Origin of the sequence: Pseudoruegeria sp. SK021 (assembly GCF_002119405.1) — a bacterium.
In the GTDB taxonomy this organism is placed as follows: Bacteria; Pseudomonadota; Alphaproteobacteria; order Rhodobacterales; family Rhodobacteraceae; genus Meridianimarinicoccus.
In genome coordinates, this window is sequence record NZ_MTBG01000005.1 from 30,159 (window position 1) to 53,874 (window position 23,716).

The 23,716-nt window shown below is 60.0% G+C and carries 24 protein-coding genes and 2 pseudogenes; 14 read left to right on the plus strand and 12 right to left on the minus strand.

Features of this window, described 5'->3' with window-relative positions:
* The first annotated feature begins 118 nt into the window (after nucleotides 1-118).
* The 3 genes from BV911_RS05235 to BV911_RS05245 all read left to right on the plus strand — a co-directional run bounded on the left by BV911_RS05235 (nucleotide 119) and on the right by BV911_RS05245 (nucleotide 2,735).
* A complete protein-coding gene (locus BV911_RS05235) occupies nucleotides 119-577 on the plus strand; it encodes an NUDIX hydrolase (protein ID WP_086052544.1) in 459 nt (152 codons plus the stop codon).
* A 78-nt stretch (nucleotides 578-655) separates the two neighbouring features.
* The gene (locus tag BV911_RS05240; RefSeq protein WP_086052545.1) at nucleotides 656-2,134 is read left to right on the plus strand and encodes an inorganic phosphate transporter; all 1,479 of its coding nucleotides are present in this window, start codon (nucleotides 656-658) and stop codon (nucleotides 2,132-2,134) included.
* A gap of 199 nt (nucleotides 2,135-2,333) precedes the next feature.
* The gene (locus tag BV911_RS05245; RefSeq protein ID WP_086052546.1) at nucleotides 2,334-2,735 is read left to right on the plus strand and encodes a hypothetical protein; all 402 of its coding nucleotides are present in this window, start codon (nucleotides 2,334-2,336) and stop codon (nucleotides 2,733-2,735) included.
* Between the two features lie 73 nt (nucleotides 2,736-2,808).
* Here the strand turns inward: BV911_RS05245 and BV911_RS05250 are convergent, their stop codons facing one another.
* Both BV911_RS05250 and BV911_RS20350 read right to left on the minus strand, forming a co-directional pair.
* A complete protein-coding gene (locus tag BV911_RS05250; protein WP_205963801.1) occupies nucleotides 2,809-3,306 on the minus strand; it encodes a hypothetical protein in 498 nt (165 codons plus the stop codon).
* 118 nt (nucleotides 3,307-3,424) lie between these two features.
* A pseudogene (locus BV911_RS20350) lies at nucleotides 3,425-3,733 on the minus strand (MaoC/PaaZ C-terminal domain-containing protein); the annotation flags it as partial.
* A gap of 444 nt (nucleotides 3,734-4,177) precedes the next feature.
* Here BV911_RS20350 and BV911_RS05260 point away from each other — a divergent pair.
* From BV911_RS05260 to BV911_RS05290, 7 genes and pseudogenes are all read left to right on the plus strand, one after another.
* Nucleotides 4,178-4,564, plus strand: a complete 387-nt coding sequence (locus BV911_RS05260) for a Fur family transcriptional regulator (protein ID WP_086052547.1) — start codon at nucleotides 4,178-4,180, stop codon at nucleotides 4,562-4,564.
* Nucleotides 4,565-4,594: 30 nt separating this feature from the next.
* Nucleotides 4,595-5,188 (plus strand): DUF2796 domain-containing protein, encoded by a 594-nt coding sequence (locus BV911_RS05265; protein WP_086052548.1) that lies wholly within the window; start codon nucleotides 4,595-4,597, stop codon nucleotides 5,186-5,188.
* Nucleotides 5,189-5,194: 6 nt separating this feature from the next.
* Entirely contained in the window at nucleotides 5,195-5,890 is a 696-nt protein-coding gene (locus tag BV911_RS05270; protein ID WP_086052549.1) for an ABC transporter ATP-binding protein, read from the plus strand.
* Nucleotides 5,887-7,137 (plus strand): ABC transporter permease, encoded by a 1,251-nt coding sequence (locus tag BV911_RS05275; protein WP_086052550.1) that lies wholly within the window; start codon nucleotides 5,887-5,889, stop codon nucleotides 7,135-7,137. The genes BV911_RS05270 and BV911_RS05275 overlap by 4 nt, the downstream gene beginning before the upstream one ends.
* A gap of 22 nt (nucleotides 7,138-7,159) precedes the next feature.
* Complete coding sequence (locus tag BV911_RS05280) at nucleotides 7,160-7,660, plus strand: DUF3299 domain-containing protein (RefSeq protein ID WP_086052551.1); 501 nt, start codon at nucleotides 7,160-7,162, stop codon at nucleotides 7,658-7,660.
* A gap of 62 nt (nucleotides 7,661-7,722) precedes the next feature.
* Nucleotides 7,723-8,166: a DUF3299 domain-containing protein gene (locus BV911_RS05285; protein WP_240512154.1), complete on the plus strand. Its 444-nt coding sequence runs from the start codon at nucleotides 7,723-7,725 to the stop codon at nucleotides 8,164-8,166.
* Between the two features lie 590 nt (nucleotides 8,167-8,756).
* Nucleotides 8,757-9,097: pseudogene (locus BV911_RS05290) on the plus strand (IS5/IS1182 family transposase); the annotation flags it as partial.
* A 99-nt stretch (nucleotides 9,098-9,196) separates the two neighbouring features.
* Here the strand turns inward: BV911_RS05290 and BV911_RS05295 are convergent.
* Genes BV911_RS05295 through BV911_RS05330 form a run of 8 tightly spaced genes read right to left on the minus strand, consistent with a single transcriptional unit; the run spans nucleotide 9,197 to nucleotide 17,578 of the window.
* Nucleotides 9,197-10,156 carry an ABC transporter ATP-binding protein gene (locus BV911_RS05295; RefSeq protein WP_086052552.1) on the minus strand — a complete coding sequence of 320 codons (960 nt, stop codon included), beginning with the start codon at nucleotides 10,154-10,156 and terminating at the stop codon, nucleotides 9,197-9,199.
* Nucleotides 10,153-11,121: an ABC transporter ATP-binding protein gene (locus BV911_RS05300; RefSeq protein WP_086052553.1), complete on the minus strand. Its 969-nt coding sequence runs from the start codon at nucleotides 11,119-11,121 to the stop codon at nucleotides 10,153-10,155. The genes BV911_RS05295 and BV911_RS05300 overlap by 4 nt, the downstream gene beginning before the upstream one ends.
* Nucleotides 11,118-11,969 (minus strand): ABC transporter permease, encoded by an 852-nt coding sequence (locus tag BV911_RS05305; protein WP_086052554.1) that lies wholly within the window; start codon nucleotides 11,967-11,969, stop codon nucleotides 11,118-11,120. Before BV911_RS05305 ends, BV911_RS05300 begins: the two co-directional genes overlap by 4 nt.
* Entirely contained in the window at nucleotides 11,966-12,913 is a 948-nt protein-coding gene (locus BV911_RS05310) for an ABC transporter permease (protein ID WP_086052555.1), read from the minus strand. The genes BV911_RS05305 and BV911_RS05310 overlap by 4 nt, the downstream gene beginning before the upstream one ends.
* A gap of 23 nt (nucleotides 12,914-12,936) precedes the next feature.
* Complete coding sequence (locus BV911_RS05315) at nucleotides 12,937-14,460, minus strand: ABC transporter substrate-binding protein (protein ID WP_086052556.1); 1,524 nt, start codon at nucleotides 14,458-14,460, stop codon at nucleotides 12,937-12,939.
* Between the two features lie 30 nt (nucleotides 14,461-14,490).
* Nucleotides 14,491-15,267, minus strand: a complete 777-nt coding sequence (locus tag BV911_RS05320) for an SDR family NAD(P)-dependent oxidoreductase (RefSeq protein ID WP_086052557.1) — start codon at nucleotides 15,265-15,267, stop codon at nucleotides 14,491-14,493.
* On the minus strand, nucleotides 15,264-16,448 hold the full coding sequence (locus BV911_RS05325) for a hypothetical protein (RefSeq protein WP_086052646.1): 1,185 nt from the start codon (nucleotides 16,446-16,448) through the stop codon (nucleotides 15,264-15,266). Before BV911_RS05325 ends, BV911_RS05320 begins: the two co-directional genes overlap by 4 nt.
* Nucleotides 16,448-17,578 carry an amidohydrolase/deacetylase family metallohydrolase gene (locus BV911_RS05330; protein ID WP_086052558.1) on the minus strand — a complete coding sequence of 377 codons (1,131 nt, stop codon included), beginning with the start codon at nucleotides 17,576-17,578 and terminating at the stop codon, nucleotides 16,448-16,450. The genes BV911_RS05325 and BV911_RS05330 overlap by 1 nt, the downstream gene beginning before the upstream one ends.
* A 412-nt stretch (nucleotides 17,579-17,990) precedes the next feature.
* Here BV911_RS05330 and BV911_RS05335 point away from each other — a divergent pair, with 412 nt between their 5' ends.
* A complete protein-coding gene (locus BV911_RS05335; RefSeq protein ID WP_086052559.1) occupies nucleotides 17,991-18,947 on the plus strand; it encodes an SIS domain-containing protein in 957 nt (318 codons plus the stop codon).
* 108 nt (nucleotides 18,948-19,055) lie between these two features.
* Here BV911_RS05335 and BV911_RS05340 read toward each other — a convergent pair whose 3' ends face one another.
* Nucleotides 19,056-19,421 carry a RidA family protein gene (locus BV911_RS05340; protein ID WP_086052560.1) on the minus strand — a complete coding sequence of 122 codons (366 nt, stop codon included), beginning with the start codon at nucleotides 19,419-19,421 and terminating at the stop codon, nucleotides 19,056-19,058.
* A gap of 62 nt (nucleotides 19,422-19,483) precedes the next feature.
* Here BV911_RS05340 and BV911_RS05345 point away from each other — a divergent pair, with 62 nt between their 5' ends.
* Entirely contained in the window at nucleotides 19,484-20,227 is a 744-nt protein-coding gene (locus tag BV911_RS05345) for an SDR family oxidoreductase (RefSeq protein WP_086052561.1), read from the plus strand.
* A 9-nt stretch (nucleotides 20,228-20,236) separates the two neighbouring features.
* Nucleotides 20,237-21,292, plus strand: a complete 1,056-nt coding sequence (locus tag BV911_RS05350; RefSeq protein WP_086052562.1) for a D-TA family PLP-dependent enzyme — start codon at nucleotides 20,237-20,239, stop codon at nucleotides 21,290-21,292.
* Here BV911_RS05350 and BV911_RS05355 read toward each other — a convergent pair.
* Nucleotides 21,289-22,356, minus strand: a complete 1,068-nt coding sequence (locus BV911_RS05355) for an ABC transporter ATP-binding protein (protein WP_086052563.1) — start codon at nucleotides 22,354-22,356, stop codon at nucleotides 21,289-21,291. The two genes, BV911_RS05350 and BV911_RS05355, sit on opposite strands and share 4 nt — an antisense overlap.
* 132 nt (nucleotides 22,357-22,488) lie before the next feature.
* Between BV911_RS05355 and BV911_RS05360 the strand changes: the two genes are divergently transcribed.
* On the plus strand, nucleotides 22,489-23,715 hold the full coding sequence (locus BV911_RS05360) for a sugar ABC transporter substrate-binding protein (RefSeq protein WP_086052564.1): 1,227 nt from the start codon (nucleotides 22,489-22,491) through the stop codon (nucleotides 23,713-23,715).
* Nucleotide 23,716 lies beyond the last annotated feature (1 nt).

Genomic DNA, 23,716 nt, shown 5'->3' on the forward strand with positions numbered 1-23,716 from the left:
ATTCGCCCCGCTTGAAGGCAAAACACGCACGCGTTACCGCGCCACGATTGAAAATTTGTCATCGCGGTGTCATAGCGCACCTGCACCGCGTCGTAAGGTCATCTGTGTGGGTTCAAAAATGAAAAAGTTACTTCACGGTGCGTGGGATTCGTTCCTCAGACCCTTGGTGCAGCGTCCAAAGAAATTACAGGTCGCGGCCCTGTGTTATCGCGGCGACGGTGCCGACCGGGAATATCTGCTGATCAGCAGCCGGGATACCGGGCGCTGGGTCATTCCCAAGGGTTGGCCGATCCGCGGCCTTGAATTGAACGAGACCGCCCTGCAAGAGGCTTGGGAAGAAGCGGGTGTGCAAAACAGTACGGCCTCAACCGACCCCATCGGTGCGTTCAGCTACAGCAAGAGGCAACCCTCTGGATGGTCCATTCCGGTCAGGATCCAAGTATTTTCGGTCCGAGTTCATGATCTGGCCGACGAGTTTCCCGAAGCGCATGAACGCACCCGAATTTGGGTCAAGGCGAAGGATGCCGCGAAAATGGTTCAAGAAGTCGATCTTAAGGCGATTTTTCTGGACCTTTAATGGCTGACAAAGAAATCCAGAGTTGATCTTTCCGCCCTGACGTCGGTAGGTATCCGTCCCGGCTTGGGACGGACCGATATGAGACAAACACCTGACGACCCCCGGCAGCTTGAAGCCTTGGATCGCGAACTTGCGCGCTATTCAAAGATTGAACTGGCCACCAATTATCTCTCGCGTCCGATCATGGGCGCGGGCCTTGCGCTGATCTTCATTCTTGTGGTCGGCCTCAGCGCCTTTCTGGCCTTCGGCCAGACCAGCCATTCGGTCATCGTGGTCATCGCAGCCTGCCTTGGGGCCTATATGGCCCTGAATGTCGGTGCCAACGACGTAGCCAACAATGTCGGTCCGGCAGTCGGTGCCAATGTGTTGACCATGGGTGGCGCCATCACCATTGCCATCATTTTCGAATGCGCCGGGGCGCTGGTCGCGGGCGGCGATGTGGTCGAAACCATCGCGAACGGCATTCTGGCAACGGAAAGCGTCGGATCGTCATCCAATTTTATCTGGGCAATGCTGGCGGCGCTGTTGTCTGCGGCCTTGTGGGTCAACCTTGCCACTTGGGTCGGTGCGCCGGTCTCGACCACACATTCCGTTGTGGGCGCAGTGATGGGGGCCGGGATCGCTGCCGCTGGGGTCGATGCCGTCAGTTGGTCCACGGTGGGCGGGATCGCGGCCAGCTGGGTGATCTCGCCGGTTCTGGGCGGGGGGATCGCCGCCTTTTTCCTATGGTTCGTCAAGTCGCGCATCGTCTATCAAGAGGACAAGATTGCCGCCGCACGTAAATGGGTGCCGGTTCTGGTTGGCACGATGGCGGGCGCCTTCGTGTCTTACCTGACACTGAAAGGCCTGCAGAAGACCTTTCAGATCGATCTGGAGTCTAGTCTGGCCATTGGCGCCTTGGTCGGGGTCGTGGTGTGGGCCATCATGATCCCCGTCATCCGCAGGCAATCCGCCGGGCTGGAGAACCGGAACAAATCGTTAAAGATACTGTTTTCCATTCCGCTCATGGTGTCCGCGGCCTTGCTGTGTTTTGCCCACGGTGCCAATGATGTGGCCAACGCCGTCGCGCCATTGGCAGCGATTGTTCACGCGACACAATTGGAAGGGATGAGTACATCCTTGCAAATTCCGGCTTGGGTGATGGTCATCGGCGCATTGGGCATCTCGTTCGGCTTGTCCTTGTTCGGCCCCAAGCTCATCCGCATGGTTGGCGGACAAATCACCAAACTGAACCCCATACGCGCGTTTTGCGTGGCGATGTCGTCGGCAATCACGGTGATTTTCGCCAGTTCACTGGGTCTTCCGGTCAGTTCCACCCATATTGCCGTTGGCGGCGTATTCGGCGTCGGCTTCTACCGGGAATGGGAGGCGGATCGCCGTCGGCGCACGGCCCGCGCGGTCGCCCCGTCCAACGGGGCCTTCGCCAAAGAAGAGCGCCACCTGCGCAAACTGGTCCGGCGCTCGCATTTCATGACAATCATCGCGGCGTGGGTGATTACAGTACCCGCGGCGGCGGCGATCTCGGCCGTTATTTTCCTGACCATCACAGCCCGGTAACGGCGCATCAGCGCCAGTCAGTTCGACAGACGGGCCCGCACCTGATGCCCAAGTCTAGCGACCCAAAAGATCGCCAGCGCCGGGATACGGCGAGCGGATCAGCGCCTTCAGGATGCGGCCCGGTTTGGCCCGACCACTTCCGTTGATTTTGGCACCAAAGGCTCGTATACAAATCCGATCTATACGGAGCATTACCGCAATGATGTCACGGACTGTCCTTCTGATGCTGCTGGCAATGCTTCCGGCCTGCGAGCAGGCAACCCCTCCGCCAGAGACCTCCGCGACACAAGAAATCCCGGCAGCTCTGCAAGGGCGGTGGGGGCTGGTGCCTGCCGATTGCACCTCGACACGCGGCGACGCGAAAGGCCTGATGTTGGTCTCAGCGACCACACTGACGTTCTACGAATCCCGTGCCGAGATGGCACAGGTTTATGCGCGTTCGGATCATCATCTGGAGGCCGATTTCGATTTCTTGGGTGAGGGGATAGCGTGGACCTATCGGGAATCGCTCGACCTTCAAAATGCCGGTCAGACGTTGGAACGGCAGGAAACTGGCGGCGATGCAGCCGCGGTATCCCTGCGCTATCAGCAATGCCCGTAAGTCCCGTCAGGGGCGCGGTTTCTCACCTATCCTGACGGCAAGCATTTCGGGCGGCGCTGCTGCACCGATCACATCAACGCGCACCACCTGCCATCCGCAGGGCCTCTGGCAACTGGCGCAACCGCAACATCGCCCAAACGCCCAGCACCGGCCCTGGCACCAGCATCAGAAACACCCATTGCCAACCGACAAAAGCCGCCAGCAAGGGCAGGCCCCAGATCGCCAAAACGGTTAAGGCAAAGCCGATGCCCAATTGCAGCGTCACCGCCGTGCCGACAAACCGGCTGTCGGCCAGTTCCGTCACCGCAGCCGAGAACTGGGCACTGTCGCCGATCACTGAAATGCCCCAAATCACCGCAATTAGCGCAAGGGCCCATGTCGGCCCATCGAACACAAACCCGATCAAGACGGCGCAGGCCCCCGAGACCACCATCATTCCGGCCGTGGTTAGACAGCGCCCGATGCGATCCGACAGAACTCCGCCCAGAACACCGACCACACCGACGCAAATCAGCGCGAGCATGGCCCAGCGTCCCGCAGCCCCGGAAGGTTCCGCCACGACATCCGTCATCGCAAAGACCGTCCAGCGGCACAGTATAGGTGGCGGCTTGGCCTTGGACGCAATTCGCGCCGTCGCTGTCCACCACGGTCACTTTCAATGTGCAGAGCGGTTTATCCTTACGCACGCTCAGGACCTCAACATTGCCGGAGATGGTTTCATTAATGCCAACAGCCTTCTTGAAATTCAGATTGGTATTCAGGACCACGACCCCCGGCCCCGGCACAACCTTGGCCACGACAGCACTGAGAATACCAGCAGTGACCCTGCCTTGCACAATCAACTTTCCGAATGAGGTGGTCTTGGCCAGTGCGTCGTCATAATGCAGCGGATTGCGATTCCCGTCATCTTCGTAAAGGCATGGATATCGCCCATCGACATGGTGGGGCTGCGCTTGGCCACCGGCCCGACCGTGTTGTGGGTCACAGCCAGCCGGGATGACCGGGCCGGTGGGCGATCATAAAGGTTTTCAGCCTGCCGCCCCCCGATTCCGGAACCCATTGCAGATGCGCTGACCAGCAATGGCGACAGATTGCGCGGACAAAACACATGACACAGGCAGGCCCCCCGCACTGTTGCAGGATGAACCGGCCGTCTGCCGCCGATTTCCAAAAGGGTGCGGTCAACGCAATGGTGGTGGGTCCGGGGACTGTAATGTCGCTTCAGCCCGTCATGCCTCTGCTTACAATACCCACGCCACAACCTCGGGCATTGTCGCCCCATTGCCGGTGACCGCCGCAGCAAATGATCCGAATTCTGGCGACCACCTCTCAGAGCTTTTGCCAAGACCCCTCCGTCGATGGGTTTGGCAATTTCTGCATTGCCACCTTGCTGTGTGTTATTTTATAAAATAATAAATCGCCTCAAAGAGGAAGTTCAGCCTATGAGAAAACGCGCGGCGGCCCGTCAAACGGATATTTTGAGTGTTTTGAGAGAATGCGAGAAGCCGATGACAGCGTACCAAATTCTTGAACGACTTCAACATAGTGAGCCGGATATTGCGCCGCCGACCGTCTATCGCACGCTCTCGGCTTTGACCCATCAGGGACGCGCGCACCGCCTTGAATCCATCAAAGCATTTGTGCCGTGTCGCTGTAATCACGCCGAAAGTGTGCCGGTATTGGCGATCTGCGAAGATTGTGGAGCAGTCGAAGAACATGACGGGAGCGACCTGCTGCCGACACTCACGGCATTGACGGATCGGACAGCCTTTCAGGCGGACCGGCATATCGTCGAAATTCACGGGCTGTGCGGCACCTGCGCAGCCTAATTCTGGTAATTCATCCATATAGTGTGACCCATGAAACAAGCATTTCCCCTTATTGCACTTCTCGTGGCTTTTCCTGCATTTGCAGAGGAAACACGCCAGTTGGACGCCCATGAACATGGCGTCGGGGCGCTCGATATTGCGATCTACGGCACGACCGTCGCGATGGCCTTCGAAGCCCCCGGCGCCGATATTGTTGGGTTCGAATATGCCGCTAAAAGTGATGCCGACCACGCCGCGATTGATACAGCACTGGCCGCACTTGGTGCGCCTCTTGAACTGTTCGTGATGCCAGATGCGGCAGCCTGTGGTGTTGTCGAGGCACAGGCTGACCTTGAAGGCGGCGACGGTCATGAAGGCCACCATGAGGACCATCACGACGAAGGGGGGCATGACACGCATGCAGATCACGACGAAGATGATCATGCTGACGACGCTGGGCACACGGAATTCCATGCCGAATACACGCTGACCTGTGACAACCCTGATGCGCTGACCGAAATCACGTTTGCCTATTTTAATGCCTTCCCGAATGCGCAAGAAGTTGACGTTCAGATCATTACCATATCCGGCGCACACGCATTTGAAGTCGCGCGTGACACGCCCACCTTAGACTTGGGGCGTTGACCCCAAGTGACAGACACGACCCTTCAAATCACCGAACTGCGCTATCGTTGGCCGGGACAGGCCGGATTTCGCCTGACCGTCCCTGACTTGTCCGTCGCGAGGGGCGAGTCTGTCTTGCTCCTCGGCGAAAGCGGGTCAGGGAAATCGACGTTATTGTCGTTGATCTGTGGGACAATCCTGCCAGACCAAGGCAGGGTCAATATCGCAGGAACAAACATTGCGACCCTGTCGAGCGGGGCGCGCGATAAGTTCCGGGCTGAGCAGATCGGCGTGATCTTTCAGCAATTTAATCTGCTGCCTTTTGGCACTGTCGCCGACAATATTCTCCTGCCACTTCACTTCGCGCCTATGCGACGCAAGCGGGTCGGTGATGCCACCGCAGAGGCATCACGGTTGTGTTCCGCACTTGGTCTGCCTGCGGGCGTGACCGGTGTGAAAGCCACAGCCATAAGTGTTGGCCAACAACAGCGCGTGGCCGTCGCACGCGCGATGATCGGACAACCGCCGCTGATTATCGCGGATGAACCGACTTCGGCCCTCGACGCAAATAGTCAGGCTGTCTTTCTTGACTTGCTGTTCACGCAAACGGCGACGCACAATACCTCACTTTTGATGGTCAGCCATGATCCGCGTCTGGGCGAACGCTTTGATCGGGTGATCCGCATGGAAGACATCGCGCAGATCGAAAGGGCGGCAGCATGATCTTGCGTCTCTCCATTGCCTCGCTCTTTGCACGTGCGCTGACCGTGGGCATGACCATCCTTGCTATCGCCTTATCGGTGGCCCTGTTTTTGGGCGTTGAAAAGGTGCGAACCGGGGCCAAGGCCAGCTTTTCTGACACGATTTCAGGGACTGATTTGATCGTGGGTGCACGGTCAGGGTCGGTGCAGTTGCTACTTTATTCCGTGTTCCGCATTGGCAATGCCACCAACAATGTGACGTGGGAAAGCTATCAAGACATCGCAGAGCGGCCTGACGTCGATTGGATTGTGCCAATTTCACTTGGCGACAGCCATCGTCAGTTCCGGGTGATGGGGACGACCCGGGCGTTTTTCGATCATTACAAATACCGGCAAGGCAGATCACTGGCCGTGTCTGACGGGTCCATTATGGACGACCTGTTTGACACGGTGATCGGTGCCGACGTCGCTGCTGTGCTGGGATATAGCGTTGGCGACCCCATCGTCGTCGCCCATGGCCTTGCGTCCTTCACCGAACATAAGGATCAGCCCTTCCGGGTCTCGGGCATTCTGGAAAAGACCGGCACGCCGGTCGACCGTACCGTCATCGTCAGTATGGAGGCGATCGAGGCTGTCCACGTGGATTGGCAACGTGGCGCACAGGTGCCCGGCCAATCGACATCAGCCGACGTGATCCGCGAGATGGACCTCACCCCCAAGGCGATAACCGCAGCCCTTGTTGGTGTTGAAAGTCCCCTGCAAACCTTCACGTTGCAACGCGCCATCAACGAGTACGGAGAAGAACCATTGCTGGCGATCTTGCCCGGCGTTGCCTTACAAGAACTCTGGGGTATTGTTGGCATCGCAGAAACGGCCCTCCTCGCCGTGTCCGCCATGGTGGTGGTCACAGCATTGATCGGGATGATGGCAACGATCTTTTCCAGCCTTAACGAGCGCCGCCGCGAAATGGCGATTTTTCGGGCCATGGGCGCGCGGCCCTTCACCATCCTAAGCATGTTGGTTCTTGAGGCGATGGTGATGGCGGCGTTAGGCGGATTGCTCGGCTTGGTCCTGTTGTACATTGGCTTGGTTGTCGCACAGCCGATAATGGACAGCGCCTTTGGCCTATGGCTGCCGATTGATGCGCCGACGATCCGGGAATTCAGGGTTATCATCAGCGTCATTGGTGCTGGTGCAATTGTGAGCCTCGTGCCCGCATTTCGTGCCTACAGAATGTCCGTTGCTGATGGCATGATGGTAAAAACGTGACGCGAAGAAAGGGAGAAATGCTATGTTGAACCGCAGGGCTGCATTGATGCTTTTGTCCGGGTCTGTCGTCGTGCCAAAGATGGGGTTCGCGGCGACACCACGAGAAATCACCTGGGATGACCTTCTCCCGCCGGGATTGCCGTATGCCGAAATTATCGGAGAAGGCGAATTGGACGAAGCAAACGATCTGTGGAACCCGATCTACGATGAGAACGCGACCAAGCTGAACGAAGAGCTTAACGGTGCCTACATTAAAATGCCGGGGTTCATCATCCCGTTTGAAACGGGTGTCGAAGGTGTGACCGACTTCATGCTTGTCCCCTATGTTGGCGCGTGTCTCCATACCCCGCCGCCACCCGCAAACCAGCTGGTGATGGTCACTGCAGCGGAGCCTTGGCCGAGCGAACAACTTTGGGATCCTGTCTGGGTGACCGGCCGGATGAGTACGCAACTGCAATCCACCAGCCTTGGTCAAACCGGCTATTCCATCGCGGCTGCTGACATGGACGTCTACGAGTGGTGAGCGGCCATTTTCAGCGCCGTGAGCTACTTGCTGCGATAACCGCGTCAACACTAATGCCAAGCATGGCCCGCGCCGAAGACTACATCGACCTTGATTGGGAGGACTTACTGCCAGTCGGCCAGACACCTGTCCCAAGCGCATTGCCCGATGTGAAGCCCCATGACGAAGGGACCCAGCTATCAAGCCAACAGCCTGCGTCAAGCGGCGTCAGGACGGATTGGAACGGCAAAGTTGTGCGCCTCCCTGGGTATGTCATCCCGATCGAATATACGGGCACCGGCGTTACTGCATTTATACTGGCGCCTTTTGTGGGTGCGTGCATTCACGTGCCACCGCCGCCAGCAAACCAACTTATCTTTGTCACGACCTCAAAACCCTACGAGATCGATGGCCTGTTCGAACCGGTCAATGTCATTGGGATGTTCGGAGTGTCATCATTAAGCACGCATCTCGCAGACATTGGGTACGCATTGTCAGCGGACAGGATCGAGCCATATCGCGCGTAACGGCGGCCACGCGCGAGATTTGGATGCGATACGGTTTCGATATCCGCCCTCCAGATCTGATCGGCATCAGGAACCTTCCAAAGTTTTTTCTCTGGAAGGACCGCTATTCTTGGTATCTTTTACGGTTCTCAAATTCAACGGCGCACCCGGTTCGGGTGCCTCGGGATTGGCGTCAGCAGGTCAGACCGTTGCCCCCTCTCCGTCATGGCTGACGACCTGAAAGGCGCGCGGTCCTTCGATTGCCCCGATCGTGGCGGGGGCGACATCTCTATGTCGGCATGGTCGCCGTGGCTGTTAAGGGACAAGCCGCGGTTCAGGGACTCGACCCGAACGGCGATGACGAAGGCTTCGGAGGCCGTCAGGTACAGTTTTGCAGGGCCTGCGACATCGAAGGTCCAGCGTTGCTCTGAATGACCGAGGTCGTTGGCGGTGATCGTGGACGGCGTATGGTTTGCCACAAAGAGTCGCCGAGCGGTGGCGTCGTCATCCGCCCACGCAGGGGTGGAAAATGCCGCGGCATCGCCGCCGCCCTTTGCCCGTACATCAATCCAGATGCGCGTGACGGTTGGACCGGACGGCCTGCGGTGTTATCCGGTGCCCGCGCCATGGAATTCACCCCCAGCCGCGACGGCGATAGCCCCATTCTCCCAGACCTGCCCGGCCAGATTGCCGAGGTCGATCAGATCGGAACGGTGGCCGCAGTTGGCGCCTTCGACACGCGGAGCGGCCACACCGCGATCATCGACCGGCAGGGCCTTCGGGAGACCATGCCCGCAGCGGCCTCGGGGCGAGGATGCGCGATCTGAAAGCCGTCGGCGCGCACATCGTGGCAAGAGACCCCGACCGCCAGACCCCAGAAATCCACATCTGCATCGCACTCATGAACCCCTTCAACGCCCTCGGTACCGCCGAGATCGTTCGCGTTGCCTGACGTCAGCGGGGTAAGAGGCGGTCGCCTCTCGGGCCTGAGTACTGCAACACAGCCGACGCCGTCTCAAAAGGTTGCAACAGAGCCGACCTTGCCGCGCTATCAGGCGTGGTGGCAGGACACAAAGCGTTGCGGTTCGATCTCGCGCAGGGCGGGCGCATCCGTAGCGCACAGGGCGGTGCGGCGCGGGCAGCGATCATTGAAAGGACATCCCTCAAGACGGGCAAAGCGGCTGGGCGGCTCGTCCGGGTCAATCGCCCCGGTGATCCGTGTGCTGGGATCGGGGCGGGGGATCGCTTGGATCAACAACGCCGTATAGGGGTGGCGCGGATCGCGAAACAACGGCCGGGCGGGCGCAATTTCGACAACGCGGCCCATGTACAGCACTGCCACCCGATCCGAGATTTTGGCGACAACGCTCAGATCATGGCTGATAAACATCAGTGTCAGGCCAAGCCGCGCTTTCAACTCCCCCAGTAGGTTCAGCACCTGCGCCTGAATCGACACATCAAGGGCAGAGACCGGTTCATCGGCGATCACAAGCTTGGGTTCGGGCAGGATAGCGCGGGCAATTCCCACGCGCTGACGCTGGCCGCCGGACAACTCATGCGGGAACCGATCTGCGAAGCGGGCCCCAAGCCCCACACGATCAAGCGCCTCGCCGACCCTCTGCGCCCGCTCCGCCCGATCTTTAAAAATGCCATGGATGTCGCCCGCTTCGGCCACGGAATCCCCGACCGAGCGGCGTGGATCGAGCGAGGCGTAGGGATCCTGAAACACCATACGGATATGCAGCCGGGCGCGGGCCAGCGCGTGGCGATCAAGGGTCAGCAGGTTGGTGCCGTTGAGAAGAACCTCGCCCTCATCGGCCCGCGTTAGCCCCATGATCGCCCGCGCAAGTGAGGATTTTCCGCATCCAGATTCGCCCACGATGCCCAGCGTTTCACCCGGCCGCACCGCCAATGAAATATCATCGACAGCCCGGATTTCCCGGTTTTGACCGCCCCGCTTCACCCGGTAGACCTTTCTAAGATTCCGGATATCCAGAACTAGTTCGCTCATTCCGGCGCCTCGCAGGTCAAGGGGAAATGGCAGCGTGCCGCCTGCCCGCTGTCGTTGAACGTGATCGGCACGGCCCCGCGACGGCAGATGTCATCCACCCGCGAACACCGCGGCGCGAAAGGGCATCCCTGTTTGATTTCATTCGGCCGCGGGGCGCTGCCGGGAATGGTGGCCAGCATCGGATCATCGGAGTTTGGGTCCGGCAAACAGGCCATCAGCCCCGCTGTATAGGGGTGCCGTGGCGCTGCGAACAGTGGCACCACATCACCGGTTTCCACCAGCCCGCCCGCATACATCACGGCCACCCGGTCAGCCAATTGGGCCACGACGCCAAGGTCGTGGGTGATGAACAGCACACCCATATCAAGACTGTCGCAAAGTTCACGGATCAGGCCCAGCACCTGCCGCTGAACGGTCACGTCCAGCGCCGTCGTCGGCTCATCGGCAATCAACACGGCAGGGCGGCAGGCCAGCGCAATGGCGATCATCACGCGCTGGCGCATCCCTCCGGACAGTTCATGGGGATAGGCACGAAGTTGATGCGTCGCATCGGGGATGCGCACCATATCCAGCAACTCACGCGCCCGCGCGGGGGGCGATGCAGCGCGGTCATGAACGCGCACCGCTTCTTGGATTTGCTCACCAATCCGCAGCACCGGGTTGAGCGAGGTCATCGGCTCCTGAAAGACCATCGCCATGCGCCCGCAGCCCCGTTGCACGCGCTGGTGCGGCGCAAGCCGTATGATGTCGGTGCCGTTCAGTTGGATACTTCCGCCGGACACCCGTATGCCCGATGGTAGAAGCCCCATGGCGGCAAGGGAGGTCATGCTTTTGCCACAACCGGATTCGCCGACAAGGCCAAGGATTTCACCGGGGGCAATATCGAACGACACGCCGCGCACGATGTCAAATTTCGGCCCTGCAGACACCACTAGGTCTGATACAGATAGAACAGGCGCGGTCATTTGCGCACCACATCGCGGAAGCGCGGGTCCATCCGATCCCGTAGCCAATCACCCACAAGGTTAAGGGAAAACGCGGTCAAGACGATCATCATTCCGGGCCAAAGCAACAGCCACGACGCACGGGTGATGTAGATGCGCGATTCAGCCAACATGTTCCCCCATGACGGCACATCAGGCGGTGCCCCCAGACCAAGAAAATCCAGCGCCGCCGCCCCAAGTTGCGCAAACGCGAACACGAAACTGGCCTGTACCATCAGTGGCGAGATCATGTTGGGCAAAATGTGGCGCGTCACCACCCACCAAGTGCCGGCCCCCATGCTGCGCGCTGCTTCAACATAGGGTTCGGCGCGCAAACGCAGGGCCACACCGTACACGATGCGCGCCGTGGTGGTGAGATAGATCAATCCGATGGCAAGGATTGCATTGAACACCCCCTGCCCGAGGATCACGATCAATCCCAGCGCCAGCAGCAGAGACGGGAACGACATCAACACATCCACCATCCGCATCAGCACCCGGCCAAGGCGCGGATACAGCGCTGACAGCACCCCGATGGGCACCCCCGAAGCCAGCGAGAAAGACACCACGCCCACCCCGATCAGCAGCGCAAGTCGGGCGCCGTAGACCACGCGGCTGAACGTGTCGCGGCCAAAATGATCGGTGCCCATAAGATGCGCCCCTCCGGGCGGCAAAAGTCGGTTCACCGGGTCGATGGCATCGGGCGGGAATGGCGCGATCAGCGGGGCAAAGACCGCGCTTAGAACGACCAGCACCAGAAAGGCGGCTCCAAGTGTTGTGAGCGGGCGCATGGCAAATTGACGGGTCAGGGAAATCAAGTGCGCAGTCATTCCAATTCCACCCGCGGATCGAGCATCCGATATGAGAGATCCACCAGAAGGTTGATGACCAGATACAGGCAGACGATGACCAAGATCACGCCCTGAATAACCGGATAATCCCGCCGCAGGATTGATTGCACCACGGTGCGCCCGACACCGGGCAAGGCGAATACGGTTTCGGTCACGACCGCTTCAGAGATCAGCGCCGCAAAGGTAAAGCCGAAGGCCGAAACCACCGCCAGCAAGGCATTGCGCAAGATATGTCGTGTGACCACCCGATAGGGCTTGATGCCCTTGGCCCGTGCGGTGCGAACGTAGTCTTCGCGCGCGACATCTAACATCGATGCCCGGGTCAGCCGCAGGATCAGCGCGGCGTTGGGCGCCGCCAGCGCAATGCTGGGCAAGATGAGATAGCGCAGGTTGGACAGCCCACCTTCGTCAAAAATCGACGGAAAGCCAGAGCTTGGGAACCATCCCAGCCCTGCGGCGAAGATCAAGATCAGGTACAGGCCTACCCAAAACGTGGGCACCGAGGCCAACAGCATCGCCAGCCCCGAAAGCCCCTGATCGATCCATCGCCCCTGCCGGATCGCGGCCAGAACTCCAACCGGAATACCGAACCCGACGATCCATACCATCGTCATCGTCGCCAGCAGGATCGAAGTTTCAGCGCCGTCTGCGATCACCTGTGTGACAGGGGTTTCAAAAAACACTGATTGCCCCAGATCGCCCTGCAAGGCATTTCCAGCCCAGATCAGATATTGCAGCACAAGGGGCTCATCCAGCCCGAGACGCGTTCGAAGGGCTGCCACCTGTTCGGGGGTCGCGCCATCGCCGAGCATCACATAAACCGGGTCGCCGGGGATCATATGAATGAATCCGAAGATCACGATGGATGCGGCGACCAAGGTCAAGATCGCCGCGCCCGTGCGTCTTATGACGTATCGAAACATTTACAGGATAATCCCAATCGCGCCTATTTCGAGGCTCCCCAGAAATGGGGAAAGGCCGGAGCGCCGTCCCATGGCGTGGTCAGCCCGGGCGACGCGATGTCGAAGGAATAGACATTGCCCACCTTCACCACTGGAACCTGCTCATAGATCAGCGATTGAATGTCGGCCCAAGCGGCCTCCCGCGTCTCAAGATCGGAGGTGCCAGTGAATTTTTCGGCCAGTGCGTGCTTCTCGTCGGATTTCCACCAGCCGGGATAGCTGTCATTCATCACGGTCAGAAGCACAGGATCAGGGATCGCGCCGTGATGGGTCATGAACATATCCCATTCGGTAGGTTGGCCGCGCAGGGTCAGCAGCGTGGCCCAATCTACAACCACCATCTGCACGTTGATGCCTGCATCGGCAAGCTGACGGGTAAACACGGTGGCTTGATCGAAATGCTCTTTATAATTGGTCGAGACCAACAGCTTGATCGGCGTCCCATCATAGCCCGCCTCGGTCGCCAGTGCGCGGGCCTTGTCCGCGTCCCCCTCGCTGTAAGCGTCGGTGCCGGCCTCATTGTACCAAACATTGCCTTCGGGAAAGAACGCGCCGTCAGCCTTGAACAATTCCGGCTCACCCACGGACACCTGCAAGGCTTGCTCCATGTTGAGGGAGGCAAGGATGGCCCGGCGCAGGGCGTAGTTGTCCTTTAGCGGGCCTGCTTCGGAATTCATGAACATCAGCCCAAAGATCGGGGCCGCGCTGATCTTGACCTGAACCGATGGATCATCCTTCACAAGACCGTACAGATCGCCAGAGATGTATTCCGCATAGTCGTAATCGCCCGCCTGAACGCCGCTCATCCGGGTGCCGACATCTGGAACCGGGATGAATTGTAACTTCTCGAACAGCGCCTCGCGCCCGCCGGATTCGCCATCGAGCGGGGCATCGACCTTGGCGTAATCGTCAAAACGGACAAGTTCGACATAGCGGTTCGGGCGGATTTCACCGAATTTGTAGGGGCCGGTGCCGATATAATTTTCAGGCGAAATCGCATCGCCACCCGCCGCAGACGCCACTTCGGCGGGGTAGATCACCGGGCCACCATTGGGATAGGCCATCATGCTTTTCCAAGCACCGTTCGGCGCAGACAACGTCAAGGTCACTTCCAGCGGTCCTGTGGCCTCGGCGCTTTCCAAGCCCAGCAGTTTGCCGCGGGATCCGAACTCGGACCACCGCTCAAGCGAGGCCACCACATCTTCGGCGGACATCGCGCTGCCGTCGTGGAACGTCACGCCGTCGCGCAGGGTGATCGTGATGGTTTTCTCATCATCCGAGATGGTTTCGCCCGTGGCCAGAAACGGCTGCGGTTTGGCCGAGGCATCAAAGGCATACAGCGTCTCGAACATATGCTGCCCGATGGTCGAGGCAAGGGTCGCGGTGCCCATCTGAATGTCAAGGCTGGGAGGTTCGCTGACCGTGGCATACCGTAGGGTTTGCGCCGAAATGGGCGATGCCAGCAAAGCGGCGAAGGCTACACTTCCAATTACCCGTTCGAATGTCATTTGTCGCTCCTCGTTGTTGACGCCCATTACTCAGACGCAGGTATAGCCGCCGTCGATGACCAAGCTTGCGCCAGTCATGAAACGTGCGGAATCCGATGCGAGATACAGCGCAAGTGCGCCGATGTCTTTTGGATCGCCCATGGTCCCCATAGGGATGTCAGCGACGATGCCAGCAATGATTTCGGGGTTGGTGCGCTGCCATTTCAGGTTTGGTTCTGTGGCGAAAATACCCGGGCAGATTGCGTTTGCCGTGATCCCGTGAGGGGCCCAATCCACCGCAAGTGTGCGGGTGAATTGCAGCACCGCGGCCTTTGCGGTTTCATAATGCCGCCCGCCGATCCCTTTTCCCGCCACCAATGCGTTGATCGAGGCGATGTTGATGATCCGCCCGCCGGTGCCCGCCGCGATCATCGCTTTGCCCAAGATGCGCGAACACAAAAAGGTCGAGGTCAGGTTCAAATCCATCATCTCGCGCCACGTCGCAAGATCAAGGTCTTCGGTTGCGATGTTGATGCGGCGGCCACCGACATTGTTGATCACAATATCGAACGTTCCGATCTCGTCCAGCGCACGATGACATGCCGCCTCTGTCGCCTCGGGATTGGCGATATCCGCTTCTAGCGTCCACGCCTGCCGCCCGAGGCTGCGAATGGTTTCGGCGGTGGCGGTCAAGGCATCAGACGGGCGGGCGACCAAGGCGATATCGGCCCCCGCAGCCGCCAGTGCCAGCGCCATTTCCCGGCCAAGGCCGCGGCTGCCGCCGGTGATAAAGGCGCGTTTTCCCCTGAGATCGAAGAGACCATTCATGTGGTTGCCGCCGTGGTGATGGCACGGTGCATCCAGTTCAAACGGGCACGCGGCACCAGCCCGAGGTTGTAGAAATTCATCCCATCCACATAGGGGCTGGCAGCACAGACACGGGCGACCAAATCGTCGGCATTGGCAACTTCAGGATGAAACAGTTGAAACCCCGCGATCAAGGTCGCGTCCGGTTGCAGCACCTCGCGCACTGTTTGCAGCTCGGCACCCAGTTTGTCGGCAGGCGTGAAATAGGCGCAGTACAGCAGGCCATCGCACGCTGCAGCGGCCTTTGCGCGATCAACGCCGCCTTGCCATGTCGCCTGCGCATCAATCAGCAGAACTTCGGTCTCTGGATGTGCCTCTGCCCGGATCCGCGCGATCAGCGAGGTCACCGGTTCGCTGCGCCACCGCAGGTAATCGGCCAGCGCTGGAACGGTATCGAATGCCGCCAATCCTGTGGTGGGGAACTCGGGAAACTGCGCTTCGGGTAGTTCACGCGCGAACGCGGCGGTCAGGTGGTCGGCCACCGCCTTGCGAGCGGCATTGCCGTCAATTCCCGCCTGCCCCGCCCTCGCGAGGCAATGATCGCAAAAGCAAAGGCCCAACAAGAACGTATCTTCCGGCAGAAGGCCCAACCCGTCTTTTTCGTGATGGAAGCCGTGATCGAACCCCATGAAATCGGGGCTTTCCAATTCCACCCGGTCTGGACGATAGCGGTGGGTGATTTCAGCCACCATGCCCACCACATAGTCGCGTGCCGCATCACTTGAGGGGCATAGCCCGTACACTGCCGGATCGCCAAAGGCATCGCGCAGCGCATGGGCCGGATGTGCCATCCCAAGTCGGCTGTTGTGCAGGCAAACGGTCCAACAGGACACTGCGGCCCCTCCCGCATCGCGGGCCTTGATCGTTCTGGCCAGCATATCACCTTCGGCCTCGACGATCGCGGCCTGCTTCGGCGCGATTTCGGCGCTGGCCCATCGCGCGGGATCGACCTTGTAATACACCGTGCCGTCTTCGGGGAAATAAGTCCGCCGTTTCGGGTTGCCGGGCTGCAGGAACCGCCCTGCATGATACGAGGTGGCAAGGCTGATGCAGGTGCCGCCCGACTGTCCGATGACGGCAAGCGCGTCCTCGCATCCCAGATCGTGCAAATCCCACGGATAGGCCCAGACCGAATGGCGCATCAGGCGGCCCGCCACATGCCGGCGCGGGCGATCCCGACAGAGGTCAGGCAGCGATCATAATTTATCACCAGGCCCGTGACATCATCCAAAGCAATGTCCCCCATCGCTTCGCGGAACACGCTGACATCGCCCACGGCACCGATGCCCAGATGGCCCAGATCGTCGCGCCGCAATGCGCGGGCGGGCGCGACGCTGGACGCCTCGACCACCTCGGGCAGTGACCAGCCAAGCGCCATGAACTTGGTCATCACGCGCAAATTGTCGTGGGCGGGACCGTTGATACACAATGAGTGGATGTCCGACGAGATGACATCGGGGCGGAAGCCTTCGGCCAGCATCGCCCGCGCTGACTTCCACGAAAACGACCCTTGCCCATGGGCAATATCAAAAATCACGCCGCGTTCCCGCGCCGCCCGCACCTCGGCCCGCACCGTTCCGTCGCCATGCATCGGGGCGTTTGGAAATGGCCGGAAGCAATGGGTCAGGACATCGCCCTTGCGAAGCCGCGACACCACTTCGCCATAGCTTGGCGGCGGCTCGTCAATGTGCACCATCAGTGGCAGGCCGGTTTCGTCCGCCACATCCAGCGCCACGTCCAGCGGCATGATCCCGGACGGCCCCGACGCGTGCGCCCCCAGACGCACCTTGATGCCAATCACCGTATCAGGATGGGCCCGCGCCACGATCGCCGCCTCGCGTGCCGCCATCAAGCGCATGTTATCGGATTCACCGACCCTCACACCGGAAGAAAACGCATAGATCCCCGCGAAGCTCACGTGCAGATAGGCTAGGACACGCGAAAACGCCGGCTCGATCACGTGCTTGGCGAACCCATGATAATTGCCCGGACCGGCACTGCCCGCATCCACCAGTGTCGTACAGGCTGATTTCAGGGCGTAGTCGTCAGGATCCACGCCAAGCGATGTACCGCCCCAATAGACATGGGTGTGCAGATCGATCAGTCCCGGCGTGACGATGGCGCCCGCCGCATCGACCACCTCAGCGTTGCGAGGCGCATCAATATCAAAGCCAGCGATTTTACCATCCGCGATCACCACATCGGCAATCCGGTCGATACCATTGGCTGGGTCGATGACGCGCCCACCGCGAAGAACCAGATTTCCGCTCATAAGATCACATGAGGGCAAAGGTTAATGATCATTACAATCTGCAAGTCGAGCTCCTAGCAGGCGTTGGAATTCGGCGCTTAGGGAAAGCGCATGAGGGTCGTGGGTCGGCCAACGGTCGAAGGCAGTCAGGATGGATGGAACACCCGCACGGCACCCGCGATCTTCAGGTCAGCTCTGCCGTGGCAAGTCAGAAATTCTTTCCCACCAACGCGCCTGACTGGGTGATGTGCGGCCTTGGCCACCTTCGACTCAAACTGTGTGAGTTACCTACATTTCTGTCAAGAGATTCCATCATCGTCAGCGTTTTGTTATAAAATCGGGGAAAATCAGACATCGACGCTGTGATATTCCAACATAATTCTTGACCAAGGGCTGCGCGTTGGCGACGATATCTTAACCGCGAGAGGTGTGCATGGACGCCAATCCCCCGACCCGACCCATCGACAGTTCTGCCCGGCAAGCCACTTGGTCTGGCCGACATGTGCCCGACATCGTGGGCCGGATCAAAGACGCGCTTGCCACGCTCAGCCCGGCGGAACGACGGGTGGCTACCGCTGTCCTAAGCGACGTTCGCCAAGCTGTCGAAGACAGCAACGCAGCGCTTGCCGTCCGGGCCCGGGTCAGCGAACCCAGCGTCACGCGCTTCTGCCGCACCATCGGTTGTGACGGAGTGCGCGATTTCAAGCTCAAGCTGGCCCAGAGCCTTGTGGTCGGCGATCTTTACCTCAATGCCGATCCCGCGCTCCCGGCCTCCGATGGCACGGATGCGCAAAACCCGACGTTTTGGGATGTGGTGCTGGGCGATGCGCATGCGGCCCTGCGCGAGGTCGAGCGTCAGGTGCCTTCAGCCGCGGTGCTGGCGGCTGCCGAAGCCGTCGCGACGGCGGGCCAAGTGGTCACCTTCGGCCTTGGCGGCAGTGCCGCGCCTCTGGCACTTGAAACACAGCACCGCCTGTTTCGCTATGGCGTACGGGCAGTTTGCTGTACGGATCCCTATCTGATGCGGATGACCGCTGCGACGTTACATGCTGGCGATGTGGTGATTGCAATTTCGGCTTCGGGAAAGACCACGGAACTGATTGAAGCGGTCGATCTGGCGCGGGGCTACGGCGCCACCATTATCGCCATCACCGCGATGGCCAGCCCCCTGATCGAGGCAGTGCAGCATCCGTTGGGGGTGACCATTCCTGAAAACTCCAACACGCTCACCCCGACCGCCGCGCGGTTTGCATATCTGGCAATCATTGATCTGTTGTCCGCCGCAACGGGGTATGCGCTTGGCCCAACGGCGCGCGAAAGCCTGCGGCGGATCAAATACGCGGCACTGAACCACCGCACCGGCAACATTCTGGAACCTCTGGGGGATTAAACCGTGCAAACCACGCCTCAATCCGTCGCCCCAACCCTGCCGTGGACGGCCGCTGGCATGCCTCCCGCGCACGCAGCGCGGGGACACAGACCTTTACGCCGAACTGGCTTAGAGCGGCTTGTAGGCGACGGCCTCAATCTCGACCGCGATATCGATCATCAACCGGGATTCCGCAGTGGATCGGGCGGGCGGGTCGCTGGGAAAATGCTTGCCATAGGCGGCGTTGAACGCCGGGAAGTCATCACGGTCCCGCAGCCAAACGGTGGTTTTCACCACGTCCGACAAAGCGCAGCCTGCCAGTTTCAGCGCCGCCGCGATATTGGCGATCACCTGCTCGGTTTCGGGGCCGACACCGCCCGCCACCACTTTGCCATCCATCCCGACCGGCACTTGGCCAGAAATGAAAACGAAATCTCCGGCCCGGACTGCGGGCGACAACGGAACGTGGCTGTCTCCGAAGGTTTGCTTACTCATTGCATATATTCCTTTTTTGGGTGTGGCGCGATCCTGATACAGATGTGCACGGAAGGCCAGCCATGATCCAACTGGATAAAAAACGCGTGGTGCTGACAGGGGCCGGAGGCGGTTTAGGCACTCGGTTGGTGGCCGCGTTCCGCGCCGCCGGCGCAGAAGTGGTGGTGTGTGATCGTGCGGGCGCTTGCATGCCCGCCGATCTTGAATCGCACCATTTTGACCTCTCCGATCCTGCCGCCGTGGCATCCGGCGCTGACGCCATCCTTGCCAACGGTAGTCCGGATATCTTCGTCTCCAACGCCGGTGTCACCACGGCCGAAGTGCTGGACGATCTGACCCCGGATCGGCTTGCGTCTGAATTGGCGGCAAATTTCACCGGCGCTGCCGATCTGTCGGCGCGGCTGGTTCCGGGCATGTGCGAACGAGGCGGCGCGATGGTGTTCGTGGCATCGGTCAACGGGCTGTCCCATTACGGCAACCCAGCCTACTCGGCCGCCAAGGCCGCCCTGCTGGGCTGGATGCGTGCGATTGCCACGGAAAAGGGCCGGTTCGGGCTGCGCGCCAATGCGGTCTGCCCCGGGTCAATCCGTACCCCGGTTTGGGATGCGCGTATCGCCGCTGATCCACGGGTGCTGGAAAACGTGGCCAAACTCTATCCGCTGGGCCGGTTTGTCACCCCCGACGAGGTGGCGAACGCGGTTCTGTTTCTGGCAAGCCCGCTGGCCTCTGGCATCACCGGCGTGACCATGCCTGTGGATGCGGGGCTTAGCGGCGGCAACCTTCCTTTCATCGATGCGATCACCTGAGGCGACCCCATGAACATTGACGATATTGACACCCCCGCGATCCTGATCGACCTTGATGTGGTCGAGGCCAACTTAAGCCGCGCCCAGAGCTACGCCAACGATCACGGCATCGCCCTGCGTCCCCATGTCAAAACCCATCGCCTGCCGCTGTTCGCCAAACGTCAGGTGGAGCTTGGTGCCCAAGGAATTAATTGCCAAAAGTTGGGCGAGGCCGAGGTGATGGCCGATGCGGGCCTGACCGACATCCTCGTGACCTTCAACATCATCGGCGCGGCCAAGCTGGATCGGCTGGCGGCCCTTCATTCCCGCATTCAGATCGCTGTCGTGGCCGATAATGTGCCGGTGATCGACGGCTATGCCGCCCGCTTTACCGATCCCGATCATCCGCTCGACGTTATGGTGGAATGCGATACCGGGGCCGAACGCAACGGGGTGCAATCGGGCGAACAGGCCCTCGATCTCGCCCGCCGGATCACCGCCGCACCGGGGCTGCGGTTTGCGGGTCTGCTGACCTATCCCCCGTCCAATCCCAAGGCAACGGGCGCGTGGCTGGCACAGGCCAAACAGATCATCGAAGCCGATGGCATTGCCGTACCGAAGCTCTCAAGCGGCGGCTCGCCCACGCTTTATTCCGCCCATGAAAGCGGCGGGATCGACGAACATCGCGCCGGCACCTACATCTATTCTGACCGGATGCAGGTGGCCGCCGGTCTTGGCACCTTGGCAGATTGTGCCCTCAGCGTCTTGCTGACCGTGGTCAGCCGTCCCACGGACACGCGTGCCACACTTGATGGTGGCTCCAAGGCGCTGGCCGCCGATGTCTGTGCCGCCCCCGGCCACGGCCACATCATTGAATATCCCGATGCCATCCTGACCAAGCTCAGCGAAGAACACGCGGTCGTCGATGTATCTGCCTGCGACAGCAAGCCCATGATCGGCGCCCGGGTGCGGGTGATCCCCAACCACGTGTGCGTGGTGGTCAACCTGTTCGACAAAGTGCATCTGATGCGCGGCGACACCGTGGAGCAGGTGCTCGATGTGGCCGCGCGCGGCAAATCGAACTAGTCGATCCGGACACCCGTTTCCGGATCAAACAGGTGAACCGCCTCAGGATCGAGCGACAGTGTCTGCCGCTCGCCCGGGGCAAATGTCACCCGACTGCGCAGCACGGCGCGAATGTCAGATGCCGTGTCGGCGGCCCGCTTATACACCAGCGCATCGTCCACCAGATTGGCCAACACATGGGTTTCCGGCCCCATCGGCTCGATGACCCGCACTTCGATCTCGATGCCAGCGCCATCTTGAACGCGCACAAACCCTTCGGGACGCACCCCGACGATCACCGCACCATCGGGGGCGTTGACCGCGATTTTTTGCGCTCCGACGGTCAACGTTCCTCCGGCCACCTGCCCGCGCAGAAAGCTCATGGCGGGCGAGCCGATAAATCCCGCCACGAAGATATTGGCAGGACGGTCATAGATATCCAGCGGCGCGCCTTGCTGTTCGATCAGCCCGTCGCGCATCACCACGATGCGGTCGGCCATGGTCATCGCTTCGACCTGATCGTGGGTGACATAGATCACGGTATTTTTCAGCCGGGTATGCAACGCCTTGATTTCTGCCCGCATCGCGACGCGCAACTGCGCATCAAGGTTGGACAGCGGCTCGTCGAACAAAAACAATCGCGGCTCGCGCTGCAACGCCCGCCCCATTGCCACCCGCTGCCGCTGTCCCCCCGAAAGCTCGCGCGGATAACGATCAAGATACGTCGTGAGATTGAGCATCTCGGCTGCGGGTTCCACCTTGTCGCCCGGTTCGCCGCGCACTTTGGGACCATAGGCAATATTTTCGCGCACGGTCATATGCGGGAATAAAGCATAGGATTGAAACACCATCGCCACATCGCGCTTTTGTGGCGGCAGATGCTCTACCCGGTCGTCGCCAATCCAAAGCGCGCCTTCGCTTAAATCTTCCAGCCCGGCGATCATCCGAAGCAACGTGGATTTTCCACAGCCCGAGGGTCCCACCAGAACCACAAATTCACCATCCGCGATATCCAAGTCTATCCCGTGCAGCACCTGAATATGGCCGAACCGCTTTATAAGATTCCGGGTCTTCAGAGTCGCCATGATTTGTCCTTAAACCTAAAAAGTCGGATTCGACCTCTTCCCTTTCAATTGCTAACCTTTATCGTCGTTTCTTAACAACACAGAAGGCCGATCAAAAATGGCCCATCACCCAGCAATGGAGAGTACGACAAAATGAAATTAAAGACCTATCTCATGGGTGGCGCCGCGCTGGCAATGATGGCCAGCATGGCACACGCGGGCGACGTCCGGATCACGGTGGCCGAGTATTCCTCGAAGACCGGGCCATATTTCGACAAAATGGCAGCCGAGTTCGAAGCCGCGAACCCGGGCATCAACATCGACGTGGAAGTGACCCCGTGGGATGTGTTGCTGCAAAAGCTGACCACCGACATTGCAGGCAATGCCAATGCGGATCTGGCGATCATCGGCACCCGCTGGCTGCTTGATTTCGTCGATCAAGGCATCGCCGAACCGCTGGATGGGTATATCGACGACGAGTTCAGTGGCCGTTTCATTGAAACCTTCCTGTCCCCGTCGGTCATGGATGATCAGATCTACGGCCTGCCGGTCGCCGCATCTGCCCGGGCGATGTATTACAACAAGGCGTTGTTTGAGCAGGCCGGACTGGATGGCCCGCCGGAAACTTGGGACGAATTGGCCGCAGATGCCAAGGCCATTTCCGATCTTGGCGAGGGAATTTCCGGCTACGGGCTTCAAGGCAAAGAGATTGAGACAGACGTCTATTTCTACTACCCAATGTGGTCCTACGGCGGCAACATCCTTAACGAGGACGGAAGTTCCGGCTTCGGGTCCGACGCCGCCATTCAGGCTGCGACCCTTTACAAATCGCTGATCGACGACGGCCTGACCCAAGACGGCCCCACGGCCTATTCCCGTGAAGACGTCCAGAACCTGTTCAAGCAAGGCAAGGTCGGGATGATGATCACCGCGCCGTTCCTCGCCAACCAAATCAAAGACGAAGCGCCCGAATTGCAATATGGCATCGCACCAATTCCGGCCGGGCCAGACGGCGACCGCGGCACATATGGCGTGACCGACTCGATCATCATGTTCGCCAATTCCGGCAACAAGGATGAGGCGTGGCAGTTCCTTGACTATCTGTTCACGCAAGGCCCACGTTCGGAATTCACCCTTGGGGAAGGCTTCCTGCCCGTGAACCAAGCCGTATCGGAAGAGCCCGCCTTCGCCGACAATGCCGACCTGAACGCCTTTGCCGGGGTTCTGCCCGATGCACGGTTCGCCCCCGTCGTCAGCGGCTGGGAGGAGATCGCCGATGTGGCGTCTTCGGCCCTGCAGCGGGTCTATCTGGGCGAGGAAAGCCCGGAAGATGCGATGAGCCGCGCCGCCAAGGAAGCCAACCGTATCCTTGGGAAGTAGA